This window comes from Pantoea sp. ANP04 (assembly GCF_041982285.1).
In the GTDB taxonomy this organism is placed as follows: Bacteria; Pseudomonadota; Gammaproteobacteria; order Enterobacterales; family Enterobacteriaceae; genus Pantoea; species Pantoea eucalypti.
Genome location: NZ_JAUTYS010000015.1, coordinates 75,578 through 92,839, shown reverse-complemented (window position 1 = coordinate 92,839; position 17,262 = coordinate 75,578). Strand labels below are relative to the sequence as shown.

Below are 17,262 nucleotides of genomic sequence, written 5' to 3'. Positions count from 1 at the left end.
CCAGCATCACACCCTTCTATAACATCAGCTTCCCACACTGGAAAATCATGTCTCCTGACAGGGGTTGTTAATAGGTCTTCTCAGGCGGTTTACATCACTCCAGATGAACTTTAATTCAGCTTACATCTGTCTGAACAATATCATCAACGTCACTTATCCGCTGTGGCGCTGAAAAGCCCGTCACCCAGCGGATAAAGTAATTGAATCTGTTGTTTCTTTTTATTGTGCGTAGCCTTTCTGTTTATCGCAGCTGCCGTGGCAGCCGTGACAACGTCCCTTTCCCTCCTGCATCATGCCTGGTATTGCCTGCACCCGGCTTCCTGCTTTTCGCAGTGCAAACAGAATGACCATGTTAAGCAACAGTATGCCAATCAGGCAGGTTGCGCTAAATGCAGGATGCTCGGTAAACGTGACGGTCTGATAAAACAGCGTGGCCGTGGTGTAAGCAATATTCAGTCCCCAGAAGAATGAGAACATCATCCACTTTCTGCCGGCTTCGCGCGCAATAGCGCCCATGACTGAAACACAGGGCACATAGAGCAGGACAAAGATTAAGTAACTGTATGCGGCGAAGCCACTGCCAAATTTGGCTGACATGATGCCCATAGAGCCGGATGCCATCTCACCATCACCTTTGCTGGCATCGATGGGATGAGCCAGTGCATCAATTCTCAATGCAGCTGTTAACCCCGCCCAGGTCTGTGTCAGCGCATCGGTCAGCTCAGCTTTAAGGTTAAAAGTCTGCGGATCAAACGCGTTGTTCTGGAGCGCTTCAGTGGTGTAAAGGCTGTTGAGTGTGCCGACCACGACCTCTTTAGCCATAATGCCACTCACCAGTCCAACGGTCGCCTGCCAGTTATCCTGAGTGATACCAATCGGCAACAACGCAGGTGTAATCGCTTTACTGGATGCCGCCAGTGCAGAATGGTTAATGTCTTCGACCAGCTGGCCATTAAATGCAAAGCTGCTCAGTACGCCAACCAGCATGCTCACCAAAATGATGACCTGTCCGGCCCGGACGACAAACATTTTCAGCCGCTGCCAGGTCTGCAACAGCAGACTTTTCAGATGAGGCCGGTGATAGACCGGCATTTCCATGATAAACGGGGATGCTTCCCCGCTCAGCAGGGTGTGCCTGAGTACCAACCCGGTGATGATCGCAACAACAATGCCCAGCAAATAGAGTGAGAAAACCAGGCTGGAGCTATGCGCGTCAAAAAATGCTGCAGCGAAAACCGCAAAAATCGCCAGCCGCGCCCCGCACGACATAAAAGGTGCAATCAGGACCGTAAGCAAGCGCTCACGCGGTGTGTCGAGTGTCCGGGTGCCCATGACTGACGGTACATTACAGCCAAAGCCGACGATTAGCGGCACAAAGGATTTACCCGGCAGGCCCAGCGACTGCATAAGCCGATCTATCACAAAAGCAGCGCGCGCCATGTAGCCTGAATCCTCCAGAAAAGAAAGGAACAGGAACATCAGGCCAATCTGAGGAATGATCGGCAGCACGGTATTTATGCCGGATCCGATGCCCTGGGCCAGAAAAACGGTCAGCCAGTCCGGGAAGTGGCCGACATAGCCCAGCCATTGCATGCCATGAATAAATATGGCCACAGAACCACTGTCGAAAAGTGGCTGCAGTGCGGCACCGATATTAATTGAGAGCACAAACATCACATACATCACTGCCAGGAATATCGGAATGCCCAGCCAGCGATTCAGCACGATACTATCAATCTGACGGGTCCGACCGGCAGGTAATACCTGATGAATATTACTCACGGCTGCGCAAAGTGCGTTGATGGCACGATAACGGTAATCGGCAATCTGTACGCCGGTGTCGTTGCCCGCCTGCTTCATCATCTCAGGCAAATGCGGGAGCAGCTCCGGGCAAAGCTTCTGGCTGTTAATATCACCCTCCAGCAGCTGCAATGCCAGCCAGTAACGTTTTTGAGGCGCTATCGTTTCGGGCATTTGCAGACACAGCTGCTCAATTGCTGAGTTAATCGCGGCCGGGTAACGCACCCGTTCCGGAGCGCAGTAAACATGAGCCTGATCGATCAGGGTTTTGAGCTGGGCAATACCATCGCCCCGGGTTGAGGTCACGGAAACAACCGGACAGCCAAGACGTGCAGATAACGCCTGAATATCAGTAGTGATGTTCTGACTGGCGGCAACGTCCTGCATGTTAAGGGCGATAATGCAGGGCACGCCAAGCTCCAGTAGCTGCAGGGTCAGGAACAGATTACTTTCCAGACTGGATGCATCGACCACGTTAATCACCATATCGGCGTGATCCTGATAGAGATACTGGCAGGCGATGCTCTCATCAATGGCGCTTTCAGCAGACAGCGTCGTCAGCGAACGAGTTCCGGGCAGGTCGATGAGCCTGACATCTGACTGTGCAGTAAAAAATTGCCCTTCTTTACGCTCAACTGTCACACCCGCCCAGTTACCGACCTGCTGCCGGGCTCCGGTAAGCTGATTAAATAGCGTGGTTTTGCCGGTGTTAGGATTTCCAATCAGCCCGATGGTGATCTTTTTCATCAGACGATTTCCTCCAGGATCATAGAGGACAGGTCCCGCTGTCGAACTGCCAGACTGATACGGCGCGTGCGAATTTGCACAGGGTCCCCCATTGGCGCCACGCGAACCGTCTCAAAAACGGCGCCGGGAAGCATGCCCATCGTCAGTAATTTCTGACGCCAGGCGAAATTTACAGACGGCTTATAGCCAAGAATTCGATAGGTACTGCCCATGTTAATTGCCATAACACGCTCTGCCTCAAGGTAAGAAGCACTCATTTTATAAATGATAAGCGTTTCGCTTTTTGATCTGGAATGAGCAATCGAGAGAAAACATGTCGTCAATGCGTATGTGGAAGAAAACGTATCCTTTCACAGGAGCCTGGTGACGGGTGAGATGGCCTGATACGTGTAAATAGAGACATCATGGCTTGTTGCCACTGAGTCAGACCTGCATCATAAGCGGTGACAATGTCAGGCAACTACAGAGGCTATTCGGCCATAATGAATGGCACAAAATCTTACGGTAACCTTGGGGTAGAGAGCAGCCCTGGATCAATAAGGATTATATGAAACAAATTACGTTGAGTGACCTCCAGAAACAAAGCGAACAGGCTGCACACTCTCCTCGCTTGCGAGCTAATCGTAATCTACATCCCGAATTAAGCGATCCGGTTCAACGTCTGGCCATCGCTATGGAGCCGGGCACTTATGTGCGCCCACACCGCCATCCGCATACTTTTGAATTGCTGATGCCTCTTCGAGGACGCTTCCTGGTATTAAATTTTGATGACAATGGTTATGTGACCCAGCGGGTGATGCTGGGTGAAGAGTGCAAGGTGCTCGAAACGGATGCCGGCATCTGGCATGCGGTACTCTCCATGGATAAAGGCGGGGTTATTTTTGAGGTAAAGCATGGCGGTTACCAGCCAGTTACTGAACAGGATCTTGCCCCATGGGCACCCGCCGAGAATGAGCCTGGCACCATGGAACTGATGGCATGGTACGAACAGGCGCAGGTGGGTGATGGTAGTTTCACTCGATAATTTTTAGCTTATTTGCAGCGGGCGGTATGGTGGCCGATGCCGTCCTTCAGGTGACATCTGGCAATTTTCAGGGTTGCCTGCACTCATCTCTAAATCCAGAGATTGGCTTTTACGAACCCTTGAGATGTAAAAAACGGGTATCCGAACACAGTAACTAAGTAGGCTTAATCAGGTTCCGGTAGTAGCTTAGCATTTGAAACAGACCATTCGGATGATGCAGTAAATTGAGCATTAAGCCATCTATCAGGTCAGGCAGCGCCATTTCAGACGTCTCCACTGCACTATTGAGGTCAGAGAGGCAATAAACGTCATCAGCCTTACATTCGAAATAAGGCTGAGGAATTTGTCTTTTAACCACCTTTGAGCTTTATTGAAAAGTTATTTTTATAATTCATCCTCTATAACCGTAGTTTAAATGGCGGATACACCAGCGGTTCACGGTATTGATTTATGGGGAGTGCGCATTACGGATGTGTAACCACTACAATATTCCCGGACACTCTGTTAAAAATGACGCTTCTCCAGCTTCACTGGACTTCGTAAAAGAATCTTACCGATTATAAAACTGTGGTTTTTGTCGATTCAGATGATATCGTTTCTGAGTAGTGAAAAAACACACTGATTTTCCCTCTTTTATTTGCTGCAAGGGCATTTACGGTTGATTATCATGGCATGTAGCAAGTCTTAATCCTCCCATTGATAAAACGGCAGAGCCAAAACCGAAACATGCCCTTTGAGGCTACGGCCTATGCGTTTAAGGGCTGATTATACCGCCGTTGAAGTTAGCTGGAACGTATTTATAGTTTGCTGATATGAGCCTTACGCAAGTTTTAATGTTGTAGCTGTTAAGGATTAGAGGACAGTTACGGGATCGCTGCTAAAAGTTAATACATTCATCAATTTAAAGGGAAAAATCAGAACCCAATAATAGCACTTAAACAGGATCTTGCAGAAAATTAGTTACATCATACATAAGTCTATCACGTCTATGTACGCCCCTTCGGGGCGCGGGGGCAGCTAGTCAAAAGGCACTCGGAATTCCAGAATAACTTTGTTTTTAGTACGTCAATAAACACACAAAATCAGCAGGCCTTATCGTGTTATTGAAACTAATCCAACAGGGTGTTGTAACTAACTTATCGCATTATTGATCTTTCATTACTTAACATAAAGTATACTGTTCATTTTCCTTTGGTGCGGCTAACGCTTATTCCAATGACATCCCGATTTTTAATCATCTGAGAAAAGTGGCGATAAATTTAAGTTCAGTTTATTTAAATAGTGCGTCGTTCATTTTATAATCAGAGGCACATTCAGGATTTTCTTTATCTGAATTGAAAGTTTCATTTATCGCAAATACATGTTTGATTTTCTGTTGCAGCTTTTTAACAAAACATGCTTAATCATCATACACCCCAACACATTACAATTGATCTGCATCAGTCTTTTGGCAGATAATTTTCCGAAGGCTGGAATTGTTATCGTGTCGTTTAACAATTTTAGCTAATAATGCCACATCTTCTTAAAAACTAATGACAGGACAGTGAAATGACATCTTTCAATTCTGGCAAAAAATTCGTCTGCGCTATTGTGATGACGGCTGCAGTAATATCCATGACCGCCTGCTCAAGCAATTATGTCATCTCTACCAATGACGGGCACATGATCACGACTCATGGTAAACCCGCCAAAGATAAACAAACTGGCATGATCTCGTATAAAGATGCAGACGGAAATATGCATCAGTTGCAGCAGCACGACGTTAAAGAAATTGTACAAAAATAAATCAATTCAGCCAGCAATCGTAATCATTAATTTTAAAATTTAAAAGCAGTGGAACTGAACAATGAAACTTTCTGTAATCAGCATGGGTATGCTGCTGTGCGTCTCTTCGTCTGCAATGGCCATTGGCTTGAATGTGGAGCAAGGTAAAAATACCACTGCGCTGGACGCAGAAATTGGCCGCTCATCCAGCGGAATTTATCTGGATAGCCAGTGGATCAAAAATACGGCGGATGGTGTTCAGATTGGTCAGGCGGGTACCGGTTATAATCTTGAACTTGGTCCGGTAATGCTGACTGCTGGCGCCAAAGCCACTTATCTTGGTGGCAAGAAAGGGGATAACGGCGTCGCATTTCCTGTCGGTGGCGGTGTGAAAATCAATCTGCCCGCTGATTTTGCGATTTATGGTGAGGGATATTCTGCTCCGGAACAACTGACTAACAGCGTTAAGAATTTTGTGGAAGCGAACGCCGGCATAAGCTGGTCACCGCTGGGGCCGCTGGTCTTGAAAGCCGGCTACCGTTATGCAGGTGTTGATGGCAAAGATGGACGCCCGGGCCATACCCTGATCGATGGGCCTTACATTGGTGGCGGCCTGACATTTTAATATCAGATAACGCTCCTCTTCTATAGGGTGAGGAAACCAGCCAGCTTGACTGATCGGTTTCTTTACCCATTTTTCGTTATGACTCTGACGGAAAGCAGTGAGAAACAGATGATGAAACCACTCATGTTGATGTTATTTACCCTTTGTCTGACAGGATGTGTCCAGTATAAATGGGTCAAGCCTGACGCATCTGAGCAGCAGGAGTTCGTGGCAGAAACAGCCTGTAAAGCTCAGGCACTCAGGGATTTACCGCCAGACAATGTCGTTAGCGGTAAATACACCTCAAAAGACATGAAACACAAGACAACTGATACGAATTACTCAACCAGCGATGCTAATGAAAGTCAGCGAGACATATTGGTGAAAGACTGTATGTTCAAACAAGGCTGGCAACAGATTGAGATTCAGCACTAACGACATTGAACTGTCAGAGGCCAGGTAAAATCCTGGCCAGCACTGACCCGACAGGTTTTATCGATTGTGGCCGGAATTTATTCGGGCATCATCCTGCTGCTGCTGTGCAGTACGCTGCCGACGGCACCGTTCCGAGCAATACAGAACCTCTTCCCAGCACCTTTCCCATTTTTTTCGCCATGACATCGGTTTGTTACACGTTTTGCAGTAGCGCACCGGTAGTGACTTTTTATTGCCTTTGAACACGTCAATCCTCCAGAAAACCCAGGACACTGACAAAGCCTATGCCATATACAGTATAGCTAACCGTCGCACTGGATAACTGATGACAATGGGCGACAAAGTTAGCAGACTGCTTTTTTTCATACTCTCTTGTTCTATGATTATTCTTCGACGACCCCATTTGCTCTGACATTGTACTGTGAAATATCTATTACAGGTTTTTGGCATTATGCGCTGCTGACGACGAATTAATTAGCCAGGTTAATAATAGCCGCTTCCTGGCACACCGTTTTCAGTTCAGTGTCTGGCAGCATGTCCATCGATGTGTTTTGGGACAGGCTGGCGAGGTGATTGCAAAATCACATGGTTCACGGACTGAGCTGAATGAATATCGATGAAAAATGCTATCGCTTCCGTTATCAGCATCAATGACAACAGGGTAATAACGTGGGGAAATAATGCTGTCTATGATTACGTTGTAAACTACCTCCCTCTTTGAATCTTTACAGAGCTTCAAAAATCATGACTCTTGTAAATAATTGACTTTAGCCCACAACGGGTGGCTCTCGTTTTGACGAGTTTGCATCCATTTATTTGATGGCTGTAGGTGGATGCAAACGCTTAAATCAGCCATAACGCAGGCCGGCCCGCTCTTAAATAACCCTATGCGCTGCATAAGAAAAAAACAACCCATTATCATGGCGTTACAAATAACCACAGTTAATCAGTGGGCTAATTATTTAAAGCGTCACCGTGCCAGTCATTCAACAAAATTACGATTAACATCATGATCTTATCCAGTTTTAGCTGTCTGCCCTGAATCATTACCTTTAATTTTCAGAGCAATGCGTGTACAGGATTTGCGAAGCGACTTTGCTGAAAACAGCGTTAAAGCACAATTTCCCTATACCCGCTCCCAATTAACTAACTTTTCAGATGTCGTTTTTTTTGACATTTTGAGCTAAGAGCACCGCAAAGAGTAACTCTGCTTCAATTTAAGGGTGATACGGTAATTACAGTTTAAACTCTTGTAGAAAGCGATTAATATGTTAGCGTTGAACTATCGGTTCTGTATTTTGATTCTTCGAAGGCAAGCATTCTAAAAAAGCAGGTCTGACGAAAAGCATCAGCGTGAACCCGCTCTGTATTTTATTATCTGAACATGACTATGGTGACTTTGATGAGTGACACTCTCAACAGCTTGAATAATATCCGTACCCTTCGCGCAAACGCTCGCGAGCTTGACCTGGCTGCCCTGGAAGAAATGCTGGAAAAACTGTCAGTTGTAGTGAGTGAGCGTCGGGAAGAAGCTCAGGCTTCGGAAGCAGCTAATCGTGAAAAAGCCGAGAAACTGGCAAAATATCGCGAGTTACTGTTGCAGGAGGGTATCGATCCTAATGAACTGTTAAATGGTATGCCAACTGCACCCGCTGAGAAGAAAAAACGCGCACCTCGACCAGCTAAATATCAGTACACCGACGAAAATGGTGACGTTAAGCAATGGACTGGCCAGGGCCGTACACCCTCAGCTATTAAATCAGCCGTTGATGCAGGTAAATCACTGGATGATTTCCTGATTTAACTCAGTCTGCATACATGAAAACAGCCTGCTTTAAGCAGGCTGTTTTATATCACATCGACATCCGGTAGTAGCTCTGACATTATCCGTCGGCCCTTACCCCGCCCTTCTGCAATTTGTTTCATCCGTCAATCTACAGTTCTTCCCAGGCGTTTCACTACACTTAGTTGCTGAACATCTTCCGCAACAGACACCCGGCTTCATTCTTCCCCTGAGCTGATTTATTTATTCAGCGATTACATGTTACGAGCGCTGATAATTTCCAGGCCGATCTGCTGATTATAAGAGAGTTCACGCGTATTGCCATCAGGGTCGGAAAAAACGCCCGGTTACCCATTGGTGCATCAGATTGCTGAGCATCCCTTAGGCAAAACACCGTCAAGCCGTGCGCGGGCAACGTTGACATCTATCCCTTCACGACGGGTAAAGGCCACACCAATATAACCAAAGGGACCCGGCGGCGTATCTTTACTGTTGTCAGATTGCACCCGCACCAGCGCAGCACTGCAAGATGTTGAGCAGAACATCTCAAAGGATAATGCTTCAAAACCACGACGAATTTCTGGCGATGGCCAACCACTATCATGGCAAGGCATCATGCCTGTCCTGAATAAAATCTCATTTCTGATTCACGCACAGTTAATAAAAAAGAAAATGCTAAACCCAGCGCCGCTTCTATAACGAAAACCAGGCATTAGCCAGCAGATTACGCTTAAACTGTACGATTTACTGGATTAGATACCACCATTCAAACCTGATTAACAGCGAATAAACCACATTGGCCCTTCAAATGCCGCGTACGGAAATGTTACCCTTACTGGCTGAATAATTTGCACTTTATTGATTAACTTGAGTATTTGAGGATTGGTATGAGTAAGAATCTGAGCAGCCTGAATAATATCCGCACAATGCGTGCTGAGGCACGCAATATGACGCTGGATCTGCTGGCAGAGCTACACCAGAAATTAGAAACAGTGGTAAATGAGCGTCGTGAAGAGGAAAGTGCACGAGAGGCAGAAGCCCGTAAGAAAGCTGAAAAGCTGGCGTTTTATCAGGAGTTGCTGATGGAAGAAGGAATTAATCCGTTGGAACTGGTAAATAGCGCTTCTCCTTTGGTAACCGGCAAAAAGAAACGGGCAAAGCGTCCGGCTAAATATCGCTACAATGACGAAAACGGTCAGGTTCGTTACTGGACGGGTCAGGGCCGAACCCCTTCAGCCATTAAAGCTGCGATCGAAAATGGCCAGTCACTGGATGATTTCCTGATTTAATCGCGCTAATTTCTTGCCGGAATGTTGACCGCCAATGGGCGGCAATATTCCGGTCCGCAAAGTCCCATGGCACAGATATTTACCCTGGTGTCCTGGCGTCCTTCTTTTCCACGTTATCATTGGCCATCACTGGCTCAGAACCACGAAACGTTCGACGCCACTCGCTGGGTGAAACACCAAACCGCGATTTAAAACGCTGACGAAATGAAACCGGCGACTCAAAACCCACCTTTTCGGCCACACTTTCAATATTCATAGTGGTTGTTTCCAATAGCCACTGGCTGCGTTGAAGGCGCTCAGCCGTCAACCACTCACCCAGAGACATACCCGTTGCTCTTTGGAAGTGACGGGTCAGCGTTCGCCGGCTCATGCTGAGCCTGCGCGAGAGGGAATCAAGATTCTGCGGCTTATGCAGATTCTCCCGCAGTGACGCCAGCAGTGCATTAATCTTACTGTCACGCGTTGTTTCCGGAACCGGACGCTCAATAAACTGCGCCTGACCGCCTTCACGGTAGGGCGGCACCACCATTCGTCTCGCTACCCGATTGGCAATGGCACTACCATAGTGATGACGGATGATATCCAGACAGCAGTCGATCCCTGCAGCGGTACCAGCAGAGGTTATCAGACGATCGTCACGGGCATAGAGCGCGTTGCTATCGAGCTGAACGGCCGGAAAGCGGGAACTGAAGTCCTGCTCAAATTCCCAGTGTGTGGCAGCCCGGCGCTGATCAAGTAAACCTGCATAAGCCAGTACATATGTGCCCAGACACAGTCCAACGACTTCCGCACCACGCTGCCAGGCCGCTACCAGCTTATTAAGCAGCACCTGCGCCGGTTGTTCAGCCAGATTGTGCCAGTAGGGAACTATAATAATCGAAGCCTGATCAAGGAGTTCAGGGCCATGCTCTACGGTGATTGACAGTCCCATATCGGAACGAACCACGCCAGGTTTTTCTGCAAAAACATCAACCTGAAACAGCGCCTGCTGTGGCATAGCCGATCCAAATAAAATGCAGGGAACTGAAAAGTGAAATAGACTAAAACCTGCGGTTGCCAGCACTGCGACTCTGAGCCCAGCCATTATCTTCCCTCACTGTACACGCATGGCGGTGGAAACCGATTGTAAAGCACAAGCCGTTCACAAAGCGCCTGCGCTTCAGTGAAGGGCCGATTAGAACGTCATGGAGTCACCATCTTCCGGGATCAGCACTTTGTCAGCAATACCCTGTTCTGAGGTATAGGCGCGCAGTTCAGCACGTGTCAACAGGCAGTGGTTGATGGCTTCCATATGAGAAGCAACAACTATCACGCCAGGGAGGATGTTCAGGGTACGCAGCGTATCCTCTTTGCCCATAATAATCGGACCATAGAGATCGTTGGTAGCATTGCCAATATTTAACACCACAACCTGCGGCTGGAAACGTTGCAGACTTCTGACATAAGGTTTGACCCACACCGTATCGCCAGCAACATACAGCGTTTTTTCTGCCGGATGAGTAAACACCAGACCACAGGCATCACCCAGAATCTCGCCCATTGCTTTGTCAGCATACAATGCATTACTGCCATGCTGCCCATCGGTTTTATATAGAGTGAGACCATCGATGAAACGGTTTTCATCCTGCAGCATCCGCACGTTTTCAAAACCCTGTGACCGAAGCAGCGCAGCATCACTTTCATTCTGGCTGTAAATCATCATATTCTTTGGCACCTGCTGTTGCGCAGCTTCATCCCAGTGATCGGCATGGGTGTGGGTGATGATGACCGCATCTACTGCCAGCAGTTCGTCCAGCGGGACTGGCAGATCTACCATCGGATTTCTGAGGTGAGGTCGGGCATTGCCGGCAAAGCCTGGCCAGGCCTCTTTTTCGGCCAGCATAGGATCGATAAGGAATTTTTTTCCTGCATACTCCAGTAACAGCGTAGCGTTGCGAATTTGGGTTAGCTTCATGCCAGGCTCCATAAACAGTTTCAGTAAAATCAGCCAGCTTTACTGGCGCTTATGCGATTACTTTACGTCACTGTTCATCGTGTGCATGACAGGCCCAAAGGTCAGCATTCGATGGGATCGGGCCAAAATGTGAAATTATCTTTTGGCAGGTGGGAGAACTGGTCTCAAAGAGCAGACCAATGACGGTCGGGCTGCTGCAAGGGAGTCCGCTGTGAAGTTCGGCTGAAAACCACACAGTGCGACATTATCAGCACTGAGATTCATCCGCCCGGGGCAGTCATTTAAAACAGCGGCAGAGAAAACGGGCATATCCCGCGCCACATATTTCCGTCCGAAACGAAATTTAAAACCAATTCATTCCATTGATTTAAATCAATAAAAACTCAATTGGCATTTCCGCCATAAAGGAACAGAAGGCGATAATCCCTGCTCTTTAATCACGAAACAGGAGTTCACAGAATGGCTATCCCTGTTTATTTATGGCTGAAGGATGATGGTGGAAATCCCGTCAAAGGCTCTGTTGATGTGCAGCAACGAGAAGGAAGTATAGAAATAACCGCACTGGCTCACGGCATATGACTCCCTACGGATAATCTGTCCGGTAAGATAACGGCCACTCGCGAGCATGCGCCCTTTATGCTGACCAAAGCGCTGGACTCTTCAAGTCCATACCTTTATCAGTTCGTCAGCGCCGGAAAGCTTTTAAAGTCTGCCGAGCTTAAATTCTATCGCATTAATTACGCCGGACAGAAAGAAGAATATTTTAACGTATTTATTGAAAATGTCCGCATTACCTGTGTCGTACCCTTTATGGAAGATGTTAAGGACCGGGATTACGAACGTCACGATCACCTTGAAGTGCTCGAAATGACGTATGAAAAAATCACCTGGAAATATCTGGACGGCAATATTATTCACTCTGATTCCTGGAAAGAGCGTAGCGCGGCATAGGAGAACAACATATGGCATGGATATACCACCAGAGTACCGGCGAACTGTGGCACCGCGGTAAGTTAATGGGTAAAGGTTATTCAGGGAGCCTGACCCAAAAAAAACCCGGATCGTCAACACGTTAAAGGTATGGGGCCAATTCCTCGCGGTACCTGGCATATTGGCGGACATACCAGTTCAAAGGGACCATTTACCATAATTTTGACACAAACCTCTGGCGAAAGTTATGGCCGCTCTTTATTTCGTATACACGGTGAAAGGAAGCCGCCGAAAGTACATGGATTCGCTTCTGAGGGTTGCATAATCCTTGGGCCGGTTATTCGCACAAAAATCATTCAGTCAACAGATAAAACGCTGGAGGTAGTGAGATGATTTTGCGAATCATCTTGCTGATCGCCTGCACTATTCCGTCCTCCTGCATAGCATCATCAAATGAATGGAAAGCTTATATCCAACTGATTGAGCAGGCAGACAACAAAACGCTCCATGCGTTTCCGGGAAAAATTGACAGTATTGGTGATACCCTTGACGCTGCTCATACAGATGAATTGACCACAGCTCTTAGCATGGCGTTAATTAAAGATCCAATATCTGTAATTAACGCAACCAACTCGCTGGACAAAAGTACCGACGCCTTAAAGCAGCGATTTGGCACATCAATGGTATGCGGTATACCTTTAATCACACATGCAAATCAGATGAAAATTGAGGAGTATTTCGCGAAGGCAGAACCCGTGCTGGAAAAAGCTGGAGCTGCTGCTGCAAAATGTCTGAGCAATATGCGTGACACGATTGACGAAGTCAGACAAGAAACCGCAAAAAATTCAGGACATTAATCCTCAGAACAAACCTGGCGCTTGCCGGGTTTTCTGAACGAATACTTATTAATAAAAACAATACATTATAATCTTAGCGTGGTTTTTTAAACTGTTGACCCTTAAACCCAATCAGCGTGATTGCGGCTGGCCTGTCTGATGGACTGCTGACAAAATAAAGGCAAAAAAAATGCCGCAGCAGGCTGCGGCATATCATTTAGATTCCCATCAGAAATCGGCTTTCAGTACGACACGGTAATTGGCTTTACCGGCGCGGACGTGATCCAGCGCTTTATTGATGTCCGACATCGGGAAGAACTCAACCTGTGGGGCGATATCTGCACGGGAAGCAAGACGCAGCAGCGAGCGCAGCTGACCTGGTGAGCCGGTTGATGAACCGGTTACCGCTTTGTCGCCCAGAATCAGATCAAAAGCACTCACTTCAATCGGCTTCATCACTGCGCCCACGGTGTGGAATTTACCCTGAGGTGCCAGCGCGGCGAAATAAGGTTTCCAGTCCAGATCGACCGCCACAGTGCTCAGGATCAGGTCAAAGCGACCCGCCTGCTGCTTCAGGGCTTCAGGATCGCGGCTGTTTACCACTTCATCTGCGCCCATATCCAGGATTGACTGCTTCTTATCTGGCGTTGAGCTGAATGCCACGACTTCTGCACCCATCGCGTGCAGGATTTTGATGGCAATATGACCCAGCCCACCGATACCGATCACACCTACGCGGCTGGTCGCCGTGATGTTACTCATCAGCAGTGGTTTAAACACGGTGATACCACCACACAGCAGCGGACCGGCGCTTGCTACATCCAGTTTTTCCGGCAGCGGGATAACCCATTGCCAGTCGGCGCGCAGCTTCTCGGCAAAACCACCTTTGTTCATGATGGTCGGGATGCTGCCCTGCTGACAGTTAACCTGCTCGCCGTTAATACAGGCATCGCAGTGCTGACAGCTTTTTGCTGTCCAGCCGATTCCTACACGCTGGCCGATTGAAAGACCTTTATTTTTGGCCGCTTCGCCCAGGGCAGAAACCCGACCAATCACTTCATGTCCTGCAATCACCGGGAACTGAGAGATGCCCCACTCGTTATCGATCATCGACAGGTCTGAGTGGCAGACGCCACAATATTCGACCTGGACTTCGACTTCTTCGGCTGCCAGCTCGGCGGCATCGTACTCATAGAGTTCAAGGGCCTGGCCAGCCTGCATGGCTGCATAACTTTTAATTTTCATTCATACCTCTGCGTGATTAATCACAGACAAGTGTAACAACTGAAAGCCGGCCTTGCCTGGCCGTTGCGCTTACACCGCACTTTTTTGTCTTTTATTCAGATAATTCAGCCTTTAACCTGCGCACCTGAAAGAGTTTGTAACACCTTGAGCTGCGCGACGGCTTCCTGCATCGCATCCATTCCCTGCGTCAGTTCGCGCAGGCTGCCGAGGTGCTTCGCGATGTCGGCGCGCTCATGACGCGTCTGCTGGTTCATCGCCGCCAGCGTATCGGCTGCTGAAATACTGCGCTCTGCCATCTGCGCGGCGGTCTGCGCCGAATCACTGGCCACCAGCCGGATGCGTGAGATGGTGCTGACCGCCTCACCAATGTTACTGGCTGTGGCTTCAGCCTGCTCTTTCGATGAATGCGCCAGACGCCGGACTTCGCCCGCGACCACGGCAAATCCGCGGCCAGCCTCGCCCGCACGAGCTGCTTCTACTGCGGCATTCAGCGCCAGAATGTTGGTCTGGAAAGCAATATTGCTGATGCCATGCGTAATCTCATTGATGCCGTTGGAGATTTTTTCCAGATCGTCCAACCCATCGTCCAGTCGTCCCTGAGCCTGCTGACTCTCAGTGGCGATATTGCTGATATTACGGATGCTGCTTTCTGCCAGGCTCAACGTTTCACCCTGGCTCTGGGTAGCCGTTTCCAGCACTGGCAACGCTTCCATCAGCGGCGTCAATGCCTGCTGATAGTTGATAACCCGATCAAGGACCCGCGTCTGAATACTGTTTAGCGCTTCCCAGCGACGCAACGCACGCTGCGCGTAATGTGCGGCGTAACCGGCATACTCCACCGGGAACTGGCTCATCGCTTTAACGTCATGATTAAAGAACACCAGTGCAGAGAGCGTCTGATTGATTGGCACGCCCAGAATTTCGCCAAAGCTGGAGAAGCCGGCGGCAGCGATGCCTTTAAAAAAGTGGGCGCTGTGAAGCTTATCAGCATTACCGACACGACGCAGGATACAGTCGTTCATCAGAATCGCCGCCGGTTTGCCATGCTGCGCGGTAAAAGCCTGCCACTCCTGCTGCGTCGCTTGTTTGAAGTCTTTCTCCTCCATCAGGAACAGCCGGTCACCAAACTCGAGGTCACAAAAAAACTGCACGCCACCCGATTCAATTCTGGCGATCGAGCGAATGAAGTATTCCCCGCCGACTTTAACGCCAAAGGTTAACCCTTTCAGCCGTTCGGTCAGCTGCGCTTCAGTGCAGTTAAGGTGTTCACACAGCGATGCGACAAACGGCTGCTGCTGACCCTGGCGATTAAACACAGAGGTGACGGTGCGCGCAACCGGATCGGCTTCGGCAATCAGCCAGCTCTGTTCGCGTGGCGTAAAGTTCTGACTTTTAAACGGAGCAAATGATTTTCCGGGTGCCATCTGACAGAACATAATCACAGCTTTGCCCTGCAGCACCTTGCCACCAGTACCGATCCAGGTGCCATCAAAGGTAATTTTACCGCCCGCTGAACCGCCAATCGCCAGGCATGGGAAACGTCCGCAGTTGTACCAGGCCTGCATCAGAAAACCTTCGGACGCGGACAATCCGTCGCAATAAATCATCGCGAAAGTACGGTCTGCCGAAAGTGGCATCCGCACCTGCAACCGCATCAGTTCCTGCTGGATGGCGGTAATACGCTGGCTGGCAGTCTGAGTGTCCGCGACATGCAGGTCGACAATGTGCGTCTCATGGCTGGCGATCAGCGTGTCAGGCAGCCAGAGATAACTTCCCTCCGGGCCCTTGCCATCACAGTAAGTACTTTGCGATCGGCTGCTGCTCAGCGCACCGTTGGAAGAGAGTGTCAGCACGGTCAAATCGGCGGAATTAAAGCGTTGCCAGGCCTGACTGACCCGCTGAAAATCGGCTTCAGGCGGAACAAAAGTCATCAGGATCCCGCCCGCGCGCGAGCTTAACCCGATGGAAGAGAGTGATTCCGGCAGCGCACGACAATCCCAGGTGCCATTCGCTGGCTGGCTGCTACGCCTGAGACGGGCAACAGGCAGGCGACTTTTGATCGTCTTAATGATCGACATATTATTATTTTCGCTTTTATCAGAGTAGGTTGCGCTTAAACTCGCGCTTGCTGGTGTTTTTTAAAAGGAGGGCTAAATGCAGGTCCGTTCGCGTTCAGAACTCGTCGCTGAGTACCGGGTTCATCATTGATCGGCGCGCTCAACGCCATTGGGTTATCGCCACTAGCGGGAAAACCTTTAGCAATTGCTGTAGTTGGTTTAATGAATGAAGTTGTTACATTTTAGTAGCATAAAATAAGCCAGAATGAGGGCCTGGCACTATTCCTGTTTATCTGTCACTCATCTGTTGCCTCTGCTTTTCGCAGCGTTTGCGTGCTACGGCGGGCAGATCCCCGCCAATCTCCCCGCGTGTCGAGCAAGGTCGCTTTACTCATAACATTCTCCTTTTTCGTCAGGCCTTTATGCGCAGTTCATCTCTCCTTACCATGCCGACGCCAGCGCTTTATTAAAAATTAATGTCAGCATTATCAACAACTTCAGTCTGTGCATTTGCATAAACGAAGCGGACGACTATGCTTCCTGGTGTGACTAGCTAGTCCTTTTTATCTAATGGAACATTGATATGAGGTCTTCCTATGACACAACAGAAGTACAGAGGTGGTGCCGGCAATTTTGCCAACGATCCAGAACGAGCGAGTGAAGCTGGCAGTGCAGGAGGCAAGGTCAGTGGGGGCAACTTCAGAAACGATCCTGAAAAGGCCAGGGAAGCCGGTCGGAAAGGAGGCAAGATTAGTCGACGTCCTTCTAAGTAATTCTGAATAAAGCGCTTTAGG

Annotated in this window: 16 protein-coding genes and 2 pseudogenes; 10 read left to right on the top strand and 8 right to left on the bottom strand. The window is 48.7% G+C overall.

The window, feature by feature from the left end; translation table 11 throughout:
- Positions 1 to 219: 219 nt before the first annotated feature.
- Together feoB and Q7C21_RS18645 are read right to left on the bottom strand one after the other, a co-directional pair.
- Positions 220 to 2,547 carry a Fe(2+) transporter permease subunit FeoB gene (feoB, locus tag Q7C21_RS18650; RefSeq protein ID WP_008926831.1) on the bottom strand — a complete coding sequence of 776 codons (2,328 nt, stop codon included), beginning with the start codon at positions 2,545 to 2,547 and terminating at the stop codon, positions 220 to 222.
- Entirely contained in the window at positions 2,547 to 2,771 is a 225-nt protein-coding gene (locus tag Q7C21_RS18645; RefSeq protein ID WP_008926832.1) for a FeoA domain-containing protein, read from the bottom strand. Before Q7C21_RS18645 ends, feoB begins: the two co-directional genes overlap by 1 nt.
- A 323-nt stretch (positions 2,772 to 3,094) precedes the next feature.
- Here Q7C21_RS18645 and Q7C21_RS18640 point away from each other — a divergent pair, with 323 nt between their 5' ends.
- The 4 genes from Q7C21_RS18640 (at position 3,095) to Q7C21_RS18625 (ending at position 6,374) form a co-directional block, all read left to right on the top strand.
- On the top strand, positions 3,095 to 3,571 hold the full coding sequence (locus Q7C21_RS18640) for a WbuC family cupin fold metalloprotein (RefSeq protein WP_003850539.1): 477 nt from the start codon (positions 3,095 to 3,097) through the stop codon (positions 3,569 to 3,571).
- Between the two features lie 1,548 nt (positions 3,572 to 5,119).
- A complete protein-coding gene (locus tag Q7C21_RS18635) occupies positions 5,120 to 5,356 on the top strand; it encodes a YgdI/YgdR family lipoprotein (RefSeq protein ID WP_003850536.1) in 237 nt (78 codons plus the stop codon).
- A gap of 61 nt (positions 5,357 to 5,417) precedes the next feature.
- The gene (locus Q7C21_RS18630) at positions 5,418 to 5,960 is read left to right on the top strand and encodes a YfaZ family outer membrane protein (protein WP_003850534.1); all 543 of its coding nucleotides are present in this window, start codon (positions 5,418 to 5,420) and stop codon (positions 5,958 to 5,960) included.
- A gap of 108 nt (positions 5,961 to 6,068) precedes the next feature.
- Positions 6,069 to 6,374, top strand: coding sequence for a hypothetical protein (locus tag Q7C21_RS18625; RefSeq protein ID WP_375151023.1), 306 nt, complete (start codon positions 6,069 to 6,071; stop codon positions 6,372 to 6,374).
- A 57-nt stretch (positions 6,375 to 6,431) separates the two neighbouring features.
- Here the strand turns inward: Q7C21_RS18625 and Q7C21_RS18620 are convergent, their stop codons facing one another.
- Positions 6,432 to 6,620 carry a DUF2256 domain-containing protein gene (locus tag Q7C21_RS18620; RefSeq protein WP_072040393.1) on the bottom strand — a complete coding sequence of 63 codons (189 nt, stop codon included), beginning with the start codon at positions 6,618 to 6,620 and terminating at the stop codon, positions 6,432 to 6,434.
- 1,156 nt (positions 6,621 to 7,776) lie between these two features.
- Between Q7C21_RS18620 and Q7C21_RS18615 the strand changes: the two genes are divergently transcribed.
- On the top strand, positions 7,777 to 8,178 hold the full coding sequence (locus Q7C21_RS18615; protein ID WP_078805298.1) for an H-NS family nucleoid-associated regulatory protein: 402 nt from the start codon (positions 7,777 to 7,779) through the stop codon (positions 8,176 to 8,178).
- Positions 8,179 to 8,519: 341 nt separating this feature from the next.
- On the opposite strand, the gene Q7C21_RS18610 is transcribed toward Q7C21_RS18615, so the two are convergent.
- Positions 8,520 to 8,774, bottom strand: a complete 255-nt coding sequence (locus Q7C21_RS18610; RefSeq protein WP_375151022.1) for a hypothetical protein — start codon at positions 8,772 to 8,774, stop codon at positions 8,520 to 8,522.
- A gap of 270 nt (positions 8,775 to 9,044) precedes the next feature.
- Here Q7C21_RS18610 and Q7C21_RS18605 point away from each other — a divergent pair, with 270 nt between their 5' ends.
- Complete coding sequence (locus tag Q7C21_RS18605; protein WP_039661908.1) at positions 9,045 to 9,446, top strand: H-NS family nucleoid-associated regulatory protein; 402 nt, start codon at positions 9,045 to 9,047, stop codon at positions 9,444 to 9,446.
- A 79-nt stretch (positions 9,447 to 9,525) separates the two neighbouring features.
- Here the strand turns inward: Q7C21_RS18605 and Q7C21_RS18600 are convergent, their stop codons facing one another.
- Positions 9,526 to 10,530, bottom strand: coding sequence for a GlxA family transcriptional regulator (locus Q7C21_RS18600; protein ID WP_375151021.1), 1,005 nt, complete (start codon positions 10,528 to 10,530; stop codon positions 9,526 to 9,528).
- Between the two features lie 90 nt (positions 10,531 to 10,620).
- On the bottom strand, positions 10,621 to 11,400 hold the full coding sequence (locus Q7C21_RS18595) for an MBL fold metallo-hydrolase (protein WP_140915420.1): 780 nt from the start codon (positions 11,398 to 11,400) through the stop codon (positions 10,621 to 10,623).
- A gap of 459 nt (positions 11,401 to 11,859) precedes the next feature.
- Here Q7C21_RS18595 and Q7C21_RS18590 point away from each other — a divergent pair.
- The 3 genes and pseudogenes from Q7C21_RS18590 (at position 11,860) to Q7C21_RS18580 (ending at position 13,187) form a co-directional block, all read left to right on the top strand.
- Positions 11,860 to 12,351 (top strand): annotated as a pseudogene (locus tag Q7C21_RS18590) (Hcp family type VI secretion system effector).
- A gap of 11 nt (positions 12,352 to 12,362) precedes the next feature.
- Positions 12,363 to 12,723 (top strand): annotated as a pseudogene (locus tag Q7C21_RS18585) (tlde1 domain-containing protein).
- The gene (locus Q7C21_RS18580; RefSeq protein ID WP_375151020.1) at positions 12,720 to 13,187 is read left to right on the top strand and encodes a hypothetical protein; all 468 of its coding nucleotides are present in this window, start codon (positions 12,720 to 12,722) and stop codon (positions 13,185 to 13,187) included. The pseudogene Q7C21_RS18585 and the gene Q7C21_RS18580 overlap by 4 nt, the downstream one beginning before the upstream one ends.
- A 207-nt stretch (positions 13,188 to 13,394) precedes the next feature.
- Here Q7C21_RS18580 and Q7C21_RS18575 read toward each other — a convergent pair whose 3' ends face one another.
- Together Q7C21_RS18575 and Q7C21_RS18570 are read right to left on the bottom strand one after the other, a co-directional pair.
- Positions 13,395 to 14,411, bottom strand: coding sequence for an NAD(P)-dependent alcohol dehydrogenase (locus Q7C21_RS18575; RefSeq protein WP_039661912.1), 1,017 nt, complete (start codon positions 14,409 to 14,411; stop codon positions 13,395 to 13,397).
- Between the two features lie 104 nt (positions 14,412 to 14,515).
- On the bottom strand, positions 14,516 to 16,489 hold the full coding sequence (locus Q7C21_RS18570; RefSeq protein WP_375151019.1) for a methyl-accepting chemotaxis protein: 1,974 nt from the start codon (positions 16,487 to 16,489) through the stop codon (positions 14,516 to 14,518).
- 575 nt (positions 16,490 to 17,064) lie between these two features.
- On the opposite strand from Q7C21_RS18570, the gene Q7C21_RS18565 reads away from it, so the two are divergent.
- A complete protein-coding gene (locus tag Q7C21_RS18565; RefSeq protein WP_008926846.1) occupies positions 17,065 to 17,241 on the top strand; it encodes a general stress protein in 177 nt (58 codons plus the stop codon).
- Positions 17,242 to 17,262: the final 21 nt, after the last annotated feature.

Excerpts from the sequence above, each read along its gene's own strand:
- Q7C21_RS18640 (WP_003850539.1), top strand. The coding sequence starts at position 3,095 with ATGAAACAAATTACGTTGAGTGACCTCCAGAAACAAAGCGAACAGGCT.
- Q7C21_RS18600 (WP_375151021.1), bottom strand. The coding sequence starts at position 10,530 with ATGGCTGGGCTCAGAGTCGCAGTGCTGGCAACCGCAGGTTTTAGTCTA.
- Q7C21_RS18605 (WP_039661908.1), top strand. The coding sequence starts at position 9,045 with ATGAGTAAGAATCTGAGCAGCCTGAATAATATCCGCACAATGCGTGCT.
- feoB (WP_008926831.1), bottom strand. The coding sequence starts at position 2,547 with ATGAAAAAGATCACCATCGGGCTGATTGGAAATCCTAACACCGGCAAA.
- Q7C21_RS18575 (WP_039661912.1), bottom strand. The coding sequence starts at position 14,411 with ATGAAAATTAAAAGTTATGCAGCCATGCAGGCTGGCCAGGCCCTTGAA.
- Q7C21_RS18630 (WP_003850534.1), top strand. The coding sequence starts at position 5,418 with ATGAAACTTTCTGTAATCAGCATGGGTATGCTGCTGTGCGTCTCTTCG.
- Q7C21_RS18565 (WP_008926846.1), top strand. The coding sequence starts at position 17,065 with ATGACACAACAGAAGTACAGAGGTGGTGCCGGCAATTTTGCCAACGAT.
- Q7C21_RS18570 (WP_375151019.1), bottom strand. The coding sequence starts at position 16,489 with ATGTCGATCATTAAGACGATCAAAAGTCGCCTGCCTGTTGCCCGTCTC.
- Q7C21_RS18595 (WP_140915420.1), bottom strand. The coding sequence starts at position 11,400 with ATGAAGCTAACCCAAATTCGCAACGCTACGCTGTTACTGGAGTATGCA.
- Q7C21_RS18580 (WP_375151020.1), top strand. The coding sequence starts at position 12,720 with ATGATTTTGCGAATCATCTTGCTGATCGCCTGCACTATTCCGTCCTCC.
- Q7C21_RS18615 (WP_078805298.1), top strand. The coding sequence starts at position 7,777 with ATGAGTGACACTCTCAACAGCTTGAATAATATCCGTACCCTTCGCGCA.
- Q7C21_RS18635 (WP_003850536.1), top strand. The coding sequence starts at position 5,120 with ATGACATCTTTCAATTCTGGCAAAAAATTCGTCTGCGCTATTGTGATG.
- Q7C21_RS18610 (WP_375151022.1), bottom strand. The coding sequence starts at position 8,774 with ATGATGCCTTGCCATGATAGTGGTTGGCCATCGCCAGAAATTCGTCGT.
- Q7C21_RS18645 (WP_008926832.1), bottom strand. The coding sequence starts at position 2,771 with ATGGCAATTAACATGGGCAGTACCTATCGAATTCTTGGCTATAAGCCG.
- Q7C21_RS18625 (WP_375151023.1), top strand. The coding sequence starts at position 6,069 with ATGATGAAACCACTCATGTTGATGTTATTTACCCTTTGTCTGACAGGA.